This window comes from Mycobacterium sp. (assembly GCF_035499775.1).
Classification (GTDB): Bacteria; Actinomycetota; Actinomycetes; order Mycobacteriales; family Mycobacteriaceae; genus Mycobacterium.
In genome coordinates, this window is record NZ_DATJYB010000238.1 from 26,701 (window position 1) to 34,074 (window position 7,374).

Sequence of the window (7,374 nt, forward strand, 5' to 3'; positions counted from 1 at the left end):
TTAGCGCGGCCTGTCGGCATCTGGAATGTATTTGTCAGCCAGTGCCGCGGTGATCTCGAATAGCCGAAGTCGTGTCTTTTTCTTCAATTCGTGCTGGGTGTCAATGATGCCGCCCTTGGCGAGATACGGGTCGTACGGCATGAACTCGACGGTCGCCCCCGACTGTCCGAACCGTTCGGTGAGATACGCGCGCGCTTCCGGATCGTATTTATTGCGGCTGTCGTTGAGGATGACCATGCTGCGCGACACCAATTCGTGATAGCCCAACGACCGCAGCAGATCGATCGAGCGGGTGACCGGCAGCGAAGTGTCGGCAGTCAGGCCGGACACGAAGACCAGCGTGTCGCACGCGTCGAGCACCGCCTTCATCACCGGGTGCTCGAGATCGTCGGAGGTGTCGACCACGATGACCGTGTGCGTGCGGCGCAGTCGTGACAGCACACCGCTGAACATCGACGGCACCAACGGCCTGGGCTGGTCCGAAGCCCGGTTGCCGGCCAGCACATCGAGTCCGATGCTGTTCTGCCCCAAGTGTTCTCGGATGTCCGCGTAGCCCTGGACATCGGTGTCGTTCAGCACGGCGGCATAATCGCCGGGCGGCGCCTCGTCGATGCGACCGGCCAGCGTTCCGAATCCGGGGGCCGCGTCCACGGCCACCACGTTCTCGGGCCGGCATTCCCGGAACACCGCGCCGATGCACGCGGTCATCGTGGTCTTTCCGACGCCGCCCTTGCCGGACACCACCCCGATCACATACTGCTTGCGGATGTGGCGCCGTATCCGCTCCTGCAATTCGCGGTAGTGCCTTTCGGCGGGCGATTCGCCGAAGTTGAGGTTCTGGAACGACAGGCGGTATATGAATTTGCGCCATCCGGAGCCCGGTGGGATTTTGCGCGGCGCGACCATATCGGAGATGCGCAGCGTTCCCGATACGGAATCTTGGCGTTGGTAGCGTGCGGCGGGTCCGCCCTGCTCCGGAGAATTGGACGACGTCGTCCACGGGCTTGTCACGATGCCGCTACTAACATTTGCGCGATACCTCTCGACTACACAACTTTGCGGTACGAATACCATTCTTGATCGGCGGGCAGCCGCCGCACCAAATGGTTGAGCGCAGCCGCGACGTTGCTCTTGGTGCCCGGGGCAATGATCATCCATTTTTTGCCGGAGGTATAGGTGTGCTCGGCGACCAGCCGTCCTTCCGGTGTATCGATGATCGTCACCGCGCTCGGCTCGACATAGGCCCGGGTGGGCCGGCCGGTGTCCACTCCGGACTGGATCGCGACGATCGAAGCCTGGGCCGACCGCTCGGGATCGGCGGCCAGTGCCAGCATCTGCACCTGGTCGGCTTCCAGTGACTGACTGTTCAGGAATCTGTGCAGGGCTTCCCGGCTGGTCGCGGCGGTCTGCAGGGCATCGGCGTCCAGCGTGACGGGGCGCAAGGGCGCGGGCACATTCGTGCCGCACAAGCGCTCGATCTGTGCGTTGAGCGCCGCGCTGGCCGCGCCTTCGGTGACGGCCGTTCCCGCCCCGCTGATGCGCAGCAGATCCGCGGACCGTTCCATCGCCACCCACCATTGGGCGAATCTGGCGAGCAGCACCCGCGCCGGTTCCCCGGACGTGTCGCCCGGCGAGCCGAACTGGATGAGCAGCGCGATATCGCGACGGGAGAGCACGGTCAGCCACTCCACCACGGTGCTGTCGACCACCGTGCTGCCGACGTCGGATCCGTCGATGACGCCGGCGGCGCGCAGTTCGGCCGTCACGGGGTGGGCCAGCGCCAGCTGTTTGGGCTCGACGCTGGGCAGGTGCGGCCGCAGCCCCAGTTCGGGGGCCACGACTTCGATGCCCGTGAGCACCTGAAGAGCCCATAGGCCGTCGACTGTGGTGGTCAACACGTTGTCCAGACCCAACCGCGGGGGCGCACGCAGCGCGTACGCCCCCGCTAGCTCGCTTGCGTTTAGAGGAAGAAGCTCTGCACGCTGGCGTCGGCTACTTGGGCGCTTTCCATCGTGGCGTCCATCACCTGGTGGTGCTGGGTGATGTGGTGGGCGAGGTTTTCCAGCCCGTCGAGCATCTGCTTTTGCGCGTCGAAGAAGGCCGTCGCGCCCTTGCCCAGGAAATAGTCGGCCAGCGCCTGGGTGCGCTGCAGGATGTCTTGATGGATCTCCATCAGGTGAGCTGCGCGCTGCGCAGTGTCGGAGGACATCCCTCCGATGGTGGCGTAGTGATAGGTGATCTCATTCGCGCTCAATTCCCTGCTCCTTAAGGTGAAGTTCTCGAAGTCGGATTCCGGAGATGGCTTAGGTCGCCGCGGTTCCCGCGCCGAACAGGCTCTGCATGCCGTGCGCGGCGTCGTCTTCGTGGTGCTCGAAGAGCACCGCGGACTTACCGAGGCCGTCCGCCAGTCGTTGACCACCGGTGATGGTCTGCGTGAGGTCGTGGTGGATTTGAGCCGCTGTCGTGAGTGAGGCGGTGGCAGCCTGGCCGCTCCACGACGAGACGTTGACGACGTCCTCGTGGCCGTGCAGGTACTCGTTTGCGATTGCTGTCGCGGTCTGGAGCGCGGATTCGACGTGCTGCTGAGTGGTCCGCAGCAATTCCGTAAACGCCTTCGTGGTACCGCCGTCTGCCATGTGTTTCTCCTCGATTTTCGAAGCTCCCGGGCCGGGTTGTGTGATGAAACTAAACCGGCCGGCGCAAGCTGTCACTTCACCTTGCAGGGGCTGTAACCAGGCCCAACAGGCTGTTTAGTGGACACCAGAATTAGCCACCTGTCAAACGGTGGAGCAGGCCGGCTTGCGTCGCGAGGGTGCGCAAATGTACAGCGACACGCCGGTCCGGCTGGCATTCTGTGCACGCTCGGCGACCCGCACGCCTAGTCGGCGGTGCGGGTGAACGTCTCGTCGAAGGCCTGGCTGTGGCACGTCGACCCGGGCGCCCCCTTGACTTCGTCATAGCCGTGCCCGCTGAGCACCGGAATCGGGTTCGGAGTCGGCTGTGGAAGCGGCAGCGATGCGGTGTAGGTGACGTGGTTGGTGCCTCCCGACGAGCACGAGCTGTCGAACTCCTCGTTCCGGCTCCATGCCCCGACCGCGAAGACGAAGGTTTGGCCTCCGCCGCGCTTCGGGTCGAAGAACCTGCTCATGCACCGGTCGCCGGCGCGCAGGCAGTCGGTCCGCACCCGGAAGTGGTCGACGACGGATTTCGCGCCGTTCGCATAGACCGTTTGGGAGTCGTAGGCGCCGTGCAGTGCTTCTGCCGCAGACACCACCCGGGCGGGCAGGGTTGCCGGGTCGGGCAGCGCGGAGATGTCGGTGTCTCCGGTCCTGCTGAAGGCGATGGTCCGTTTGGTGAAGCACCCGTTGACTGTGGTTTCGCTCGACTCACCCGACAGGCTCCCGTCGGCCTGCGGTTGCAGCGAGACCACGTTCCACGCCTCGTCGTCATCGCGGAACCCGCACTTTATTCGGTAATTAGAGACGGCGATCCAGCCGTCGCCCACTTTGTCGAACACCAGGTCCCTTACCGGAAACTTGCCGCCGCTCGCCGCCGTGGCCACGCAGCCCTTGGAGCCGCAGACCGACCGCAGCCGCCACGGCGCCGTGTAGGGCGCGGAGTCACCCTTGGCGGGTGTTCCGTCAGTCAGGGTCGCGGGCCCCATCGCCGCGGTGAAGGCTCCGGTGAACGGACCGCTGTTGGGAACTTCCGTCGGGGTGGGGCGCGCGTGTGACGAAGTGTCCTCGCCACCGTTGCCGGAGTTCCACCAGACGAGCCCGACGACCAGCGCCACCACGACCGCCAAGGCCCCGACAGACGACAGCGCAATGACCTTGCCCTTGTTCGACGTGGGTGCCGCCGGCGGGGTCGAGCTGTACTGCATCGGCCGGTAGAGGCCCGGATCGGCCGGCGGCGGGCCGCCGTGTAGCGGCACGGGTGGCGGAATGGGCCCCGACGGCGGGCCCGAGCCATAGGGCACCGCCCGGTACTGGGTGGCGTCCGTGGGTGACGGACCGCCCGGCGGCGGCACCGGTGTGGGGATCGGTCCCGGCGGCGGAGTCGAGCCATACGGTGCCGCCCGGTACTGGGTGGGGTCGGTGGGTAGCGGAGTGCCCGGCGGCGGGGTGCGGTTGGTGACGTCGACGGGCTGCGGATACGGGTTGTGGGGAGGTCCGGTGATGACCGGAGGCAGCGGATCTTGCCGGGGTATGGGACCGGTAAGCGCAGTTCTGGCGGCGTGCGCCAGCTCGCGGGTGGTGCTGTACCGGTCGTCCGGCTTCTTGGCCATCCCCTTGGCGATGACGGCGTCCAGTTCGGCGGGGACGTCAGTGCGCCGATCGGACGGGCGCGGCGGCGGCATGGTCAGGTGGCCGCCGATCTGTTGTTCCATGCTGTCCCCGCGGAACGGCTGGCTGCCGGTCAAGCACTCGTACAGCACGCAGGCCAGGGCGTAGATATCGGCACGCGCGTCGATCTGGCCGGCGGTGAGGCGTTCCGGAGCCATGTACGCCCACGTGCCGATGACGCTGGAGGTATTCGTCAGGGCCGTCTGACCGACGATGCGGGCGATCCCGAAATCGATCAGGTAGGCGAAGTCGTCCTCGCAGACCAGGATGTTGGACGGCTTGACGTCGCGGTGCACCAGATTGACCTGGTGCGCAGCATGCAGGGCCGAGGCGACCTGGTCGATGATCCCCACCGCGCGCGACGCATCCATCCGTCCCTCGCCGAGAATGCTGCCCAGGTCACGGCCCTTGATCAGCCGCATTGTGACGAACAGCCGTCCGTCCACCTCACCGAAGTCGTGGATCGGCACCACGTGCGGCTCGTCGAGGCCCGCGGCGGATCTGGCTTCCCGCCGGAAACGTTCCTGGAACACGGCGTCGCCGGCGTATTGGGTGGGCAATACCTTCAGCGCCACGGTCCGTTCGGTGACGGTGTCGAAAGCCCGCCACACTTCTCCCATGCCGCCGCGGCCCAGCAGATCCATCAACCTGTAGCGCCCGAACGGCGTCCCGCCTTCCATGGCCCCTCCAGGTAACCGGTCGCCAAACACTTAGCTGGAACGATAAACCAGCCAGGACGCTGCGTTGACGAAACCTATCGCAGTCAAACCAGTATGCCGGTATTTGCGACTACGCTACCGGGACCGGTGGCCTGGTTACCGTCCGCGGCTACAGGTTGCTGGCGCCGTCGGCGAGTCCGTCGCCGTTGGTGTCGGTCAGCCGGACGTTCCAGTGGCCGTCGCCGTCGGTGTCCACGTATCCGGTCACACCGTCTTGACCGGCGCATAACACCCGGTCGGCCACGCCGTCGCCGTCGGCGTCGAGCAGCAGGTCGTCGGGGCGGCCGTGCATGCCGATGCCGTCGAAGTCGACCAGCGGACCGCCGGTGTGTTCGGTGCCGTCGAGCCCGAACCAGCGCAAGTGCCCGCCCCGGTCCAGCGCCACCGACCACGTCCCCGAACCATCATCGGTGAAATAGCTTTCCGGGGTGCCGTCATTGTCGAGATCGAGCACAGCGTGATCGGCCACCCCGTCGCCGTCGAAATCGGCCAGTGCGTCGTCGTGCATCCCGTCACCATCGATATCCAGTCCGATCGCGTCCAGGTGGCCGTCGCCGTCGAGGTCCAGGTCAAAGGGGCGATTCCAGATGGACGCCGTGCCGTCGTCACCGCCGATGCAGTACTCCACGCCTGGTCCGACGCGGTGCCCCCGCTGGCGGTTCCCACCCATGGTCTACTAGGTGCCAATGGCCTCTACTGATCCGATGTCCGGCTTTGGAGCAGGTCCGGGGTTGGGGCCCGCGACGCTGAGCGTGGGCTCGGTGTTCGCCGGCTATCGGGTCGAGCGGGTACTGGGTGCCGGCGGCACCGGCACGGTGTATCTGGTGCGGGATCCGGATTTTCCGCGCAATGACGCGTTGAAGGTGGTCGGCCCGGAACTGTCCCGCGACGGCGGTTTTCGCGCCCGGTTGGTCCGGGAGGCCGACGCGGCGGCGGCGCTGGATCACCCCAACATCGTCTTGATTTACCGGCGCGGCGAGTGTGACGGCCAGTTCTGGATCGCGATGCGGTTCGTCGACGGCGCCGACGCCGAGGCGGTGTTGCGGGCGGGGGCGATGGCCCCGGCCCGTGCGGTGCACATCATCGGGCAGGTCGGTAAGGCGCTCGATTTCGCCCACCAGCGCGGTGTGGTGCACGGTGACATCAAGCCGTCCAACTTCCTGTTGTCCGGCCCGGTCGGCCCCGACGAACGAGTGATGTTGGGCGACTTCGGGATTGCCCGCGGACTCGGTGATGTGGGGTTGACGGTCACCGATTCGGTGCTGGCCACCATCTGCTACGCCGCACCTGAGGTGCTCGCCGGCGGCCCCGTCGATCATCGGGCCGACCTGTATTCGTTGGGCGGCACGCTGTTTCGGCTGCTGACCGGCCAGCCGCCGTTCCCTGCCGACGGCCTGCCCGCGCTGGTGGCAGCACATCTGCAGACGCCACCACCCAGGGTCACCGAGCGAGTCCCGGGATTCTCGGAGCGCATGGATGCGGTGATCGCCACCGCGATGGCCAAAGACCCGGCACAACGGTTCTCCTCGGCCGGCGAGCTGGCTGCGGCCGCCGCGGCGGCCCTCAACGACGCGGCGGTAAGCACGACGGCCACCGGGCAACCGGTCCCCCAAATCCCGACCCCGCCCCCCGGCTGGCACCCGCCGCCGGGCTTCCCGCCGCCACCGGGCTTACCACCGCCGCCGGGCTTCCGGCGCCGTCGTCGTGGCCGCATCCTCGCGGCACTGGCGGTCCTCGTCCTCACCGCGGCGGCCGCCATCACGGCCGTGACCCTGACCGCACGCTCGCATCCGCCACCCTCGGCGCCGACGGCCAGCTCAGCGTCCGGCCCACCGACAACCACCACCCCGGCAGGACCGGTGCTCCCCACCGGGCTAACGCGGCTGTTGTTGTCCGCCAACCAGGTCAGCGCCATCGTGGCCGTACCTGATGTAAGGCCCACCGCGTCGGTGAACTATTTGCTGGCCGGCCCCTATAAAATCTCGGAGCAAGACTGCGTCGGTGCCTGGCTGCCGGGGACCGCGCAGGTTTACGGCGGCGCCGGATCGACCGGGGTGCGATCGCAAGTTCTGTCTAATGCCAGCAAGGACGTGGCCAGCATCATCCAGGCGGTGATCGCTTTTCCGAGCACCGATGCCGCCCAGAAACTGGTTTCCGATCAGGTGCCGCAGTGGTCGGCCTGCGCGAATCGCACCTACACCGACCAGTCATCCGCTGGGACCGAGAGTCGCTGGACCTTCGGCCCGCTGTCCAACACCGACGGCACCCTGTCGATGACCCACGTCGCGGAGGCGCTGAGCATGGTGCGT

General features: G+C 66.8%; 7 protein-coding genes. 1 reads left to right on the top strand and 6 read right to left on the bottom strand.

From position 1 onward, the window contains the following. The 6 genes from VML93_RS15880 to VML93_RS15905 all read right to left on the bottom strand — a co-directional run bounded on the left by VML93_RS15880 (position 1) and on the right by VML93_RS15905 (position 5,693). Positions 1-1,011, bottom strand: coding sequence for a MinD/ParA family protein (locus VML93_RS15880; protein WP_325612035.1), 1,011 nt, complete (start codon positions 1,009-1,011; stop codon positions 1-3). 35 nt (positions 1,012-1,046) lie between these two features. After that, on the bottom strand, positions 1,047-1,898 hold the full coding sequence (locus tag VML93_RS15885) for an ESX secretion-associated protein EspG (protein WP_325612037.1): 852 nt from the start codon (positions 1,896-1,898) through the stop codon (positions 1,047-1,049). Between the two features lie 62 nt (positions 1,899-1,960). Further along, positions 1,961-2,254 (bottom strand): WXG100 family type VII secretion target, encoded by a 294-nt coding sequence (locus tag VML93_RS15890; protein WP_325612038.1) that lies wholly within the window; start codon positions 2,252-2,254, stop codon positions 1,961-1,963. A gap of 49 nt (positions 2,255-2,303) precedes the next feature. Then, entirely contained in the window at positions 2,304-2,636 is a 333-nt protein-coding gene (locus tag VML93_RS15895) for a WXG100 family type VII secretion target (protein WP_325612040.1), read from the bottom strand. Between the two features lie 242 nt (positions 2,637-2,878). Next, positions 2,879-5,026, bottom strand: coding sequence for a serine/threonine-protein kinase (locus VML93_RS15900; RefSeq protein WP_325612041.1), 2,148 nt, complete (start codon positions 5,024-5,026; stop codon positions 2,879-2,881). Positions 5,027-5,174: 148 nt separating this feature from the next. After that, positions 5,175-5,693, bottom strand: coding sequence for a pullulanase (locus VML93_RS15905; RefSeq protein WP_325612047.1), 519 nt, complete (start codon positions 5,691-5,693; stop codon positions 5,175-5,177). Positions 5,694-5,751: 58 nt separating this feature from the next. On the opposite strand from VML93_RS15905, the gene VML93_RS15910 reads away from it, so the two are divergent. Then, a partial coding sequence (locus VML93_RS15910) for a serine/threonine-protein kinase PknH/PknJ (protein ID WP_325612043.1) occupies positions 5,752-7,374 on the top strand: 1,623 nt, incomplete at its 3' end.

What these genes read in the sequence shown, in the direction of transcription:
- VML93_RS15900 (WP_325612041.1), bottom strand. Translation starts at nt 5,026, where the DNA reads ATGGAAGGCGGGACGCCGTTCGGGCGCTACAGGTTGATGGATCTGCTG.
- VML93_RS15895 (WP_325612040.1), bottom strand. Translation starts at nt 2,636, where the DNA reads ATGGCAGACGGCGGTACCACGAAGGCGTTTACGGAATTGCTGCGGACC.